The organism is Nitrosospira multiformis, assembly GCF_900110185.1.
GTDB lineage: Bacteria > Pseudomonadota > Gammaproteobacteria > Burkholderiales > Nitrosomonadaceae > Nitrosospira > Nitrosospira multiformis_A.
Genome location: NZ_FOCT01000037.1, coordinates 1 through 2,664, shown reverse-complemented (window position 1 = coordinate 2,664; position 2,664 = coordinate 1). Strand labels below are relative to the sequence as shown.

At 43.5% G+C, this 2,664-nt stretch carries 2 protein-coding genes; both read right to left on the bottom strand.

Going from position 1 to position 2,664, the window contains the following annotated elements; all coding sequences use genetic code 11:
• Positions 1–1,877 (bottom strand): Lnb N-terminal periplasmic domain-containing protein (locus tag BMY01_RS16835; RefSeq protein WP_254772813.1); only part of this gene is annotated, 1,877 nt, incomplete at its 3' end.
• Positions 1,878–1,944: 67 nt separating this feature from the next.
• Positions 1,945–2,448, bottom strand: a complete 504-nt coding sequence (locus BMY01_RS16830) for a DUF3015 domain-containing protein (protein WP_081354000.1) — start codon at positions 2,446–2,448, stop codon at positions 1,945–1,947.
• Positions 2,449–2,664: the final 216 nt, after the last annotated feature.

Here is a 2,664-nt window from a genome sequence, read left to right as displayed (position 1 = left end):
TGGTCGTAGCGGTTCAATTCCACCCTTAGATCCAGATCTTGTGAAAGCGCATAGCGAGTAATGAGGTGACCAGTGAAGAAACGCTTACTTTCACCAAGGAGAAAAACCTGGTAGCTCCCCGCCAATTTGATTCTCAAATTTTCAGTAATGCTGAAGTACATTCCCACTTCAGTATCGCCACCCAATCGAAAATTTTGTTTTAGATGATCGGAAAATTCCGCTTTTAGATCAGCAAAGGTATATAGCAGCAAGGGGGAGAAAAAATCCGGCCGATAAGAAAAACCTCTCCCATACGTACCTTTGAACGAATTGCAATAGTTGCAGTTTCGATCTCTAAGGTTGTCTACTGCCAGTTCTGCTCGCCAGGAAGGTTTGGCAAATAAGGAATCGTAGGGATTGAGTGATGTGATTGAGAGAAACTTCGCCTGATCTAGTCTTACCCGTTGGGATTCCAGGTAATAGCGGAGTTTGAAGTCCATAAAAATAATTTCTGAATCTTTATCATATCCTACGTCCTTGGCCATCAGGTCATGATATGCCGGGCGATAAGCAAATTCGAGGAAAGATTCGCGCTTGTTATGGCCAATTCCGAGTTGAAATCGGTCCGTCCCATGACCTTGGTCTGGTCGACTGGAAAAACCGGTAATTTTAGTATCCTCATCACTAGTAACTTGCAAACGGCTTCTAGCTAATAAAACGGAGCGTGGAATTTTTACTTCATTGTTGCTTTTTTCTTGCATGCTCCAATACTGTAAATAGTCCATATAAGCATTCAACAATAGAGCTTGCGATTGAGGGAGAAGGTTTTCAAAAGTTGGGCTATCTACTGTCACATCCCCTTGAACCATGCTTTTTAATATCTGCTTCTCATCATTGTCCATTCTACGTCGCTTATCATTCATTTGGCTAAGCACCGAAGGTCGATACACGGTTTGTTTTACTAACTCCTCCTGCGCCATTACAATTTTTACCGTATCAGTTGGTATCACACTGAAGAAAAAAGAATCTTTTAATCTTAGATTCGGATTGGCAATCTCTAATAAGGAAAGCACGTGATATGAGCAATTTTCCTGGAAATAATAATAATCAAAGTAAGTACCGCCCAGCTCCCACAAATGTAAAAGCATCGTGTTCAACTGATCTTCAGTAAACTTAAGTTCATATTCCCAAAGATCCCGGCTTTCCCAGTTGTTATATTCCTGCACTTTTGTGTAATAGGGGAAAATCGCGAAGCGTCCTGGAAATGAGCCTATTAAACCCTTCACTGCGTAGAGGAACCCATTCTCAGTATCGGGAACGGCTGCATAGTTGGCGCCATAGTTCATTAAATTATTTCCCTTGCCTGTTCTCCGGCTATCAATTCGTAGCAGGGTATGGCCAAACATAGAGGCAGGGTTGTTCATGAAGTAAGAGGCGAACACCAACGTTACTCCGACCGGAGCTAAAGTTTGCATCCAGCGGTTGAGCCGGTCACATTCGTGTATTTTGAGGCGATTGCGATCGAAGGCCAGTTCGTGATCCAACCACTTGAATCGCGCCGGAAAGTTACACTGAGGGTGCTCTTTGCCTTCGGCAACCGCGGATAAGGGTATGAAGAAGCTGGCGAGAGTCGCTTCCAGCTCTGATTCTGGATCAGTCTTTCCCTGCGGAGAATTGAAAAAATCCATTCCATCCGCTTCACTCGTAAAGCCGCCGAATAATTCTTTGTTGTACTTGAGAAGTAGATGCCATATCCGGGCATCGGCTAGCTTTTTTTGTTGGGCTTGAAGCTGTAGATCGGCTAAATAATCGGCGTTGTGGTTGTCTTCGGAATGAGCAGTTGCAGGGGAGAAATAAAGGGAGAGAAGTAGCGCGGCTAGAAAGCAGGCAAGCTGCACGAGGGAACGATAGGGGGAGCTGACAATATCAAAGCGGATATAGATAAAACCTATATCCGCTTATTTTTTAATTCAATGCAGATACTTTGATGTCACACGATTTAGCAAGGGTAGGATGACGGGTTAATTGATCTTCGAGCTTGCTCAGTAACTCTGCTGAGGTTGTTTGATCACTCACCACTAAATTGTCAAACTTCGCCTGCACCATTGATCCGAATTCTTGATAGCTGGCTGCGGAACATTGATACAAGCTAGCTAAGGTATAAAGATTTTCACCTTTTCCTTGCGCCATTTCTTTAACCAGGCTGGTGTAATTCTCTTTTGCAAATACTTCACGCTCCTTGCTCGTCTTCACTAGACCATGATCACCGCAATTCGAGGTCCCGGAAGTAATCCCGAAAGTTTGATTGCCGGAAGTTCCATTAGTAGTTGAAGCGAATACCTGTGAGGCCCCTGGTTTTGATCCCATGACCTCTGACCCTAACCCACAACCCGCTGCACCATACCCAGCGGCAAAAACAGAAGCTGGAAGCAGTAAAAAAGAAGCTGCTGCAATCAGACGATACCCCATATTGCTCTCCATAGAAGTTGCTAAAAATTAGATTAAGGTCGAATAGTGAGGGTTGCTTTTTAAGCACCAAAGTTCAACATTAAAGAGCGCCCCAGGAAAAACAAACAGCTTCCTTCCGAGAGCTGAGCAAATGTACTTAACGTCTCTTAAGTTGTCAATGGAATATTTTCATAATTATATGACATATGGCCTCTGCTATTAACATATTTTAGTTTT

Coding starts and splice junctions, on each gene's coding strand:
- BMY01_RS16830 (WP_081354000.1), bottom strand. CDS start 2,448: ATGGGGTATCGTCTGATTGCAGCAGCTTCTTTTTTACTGCTTCCAGCT.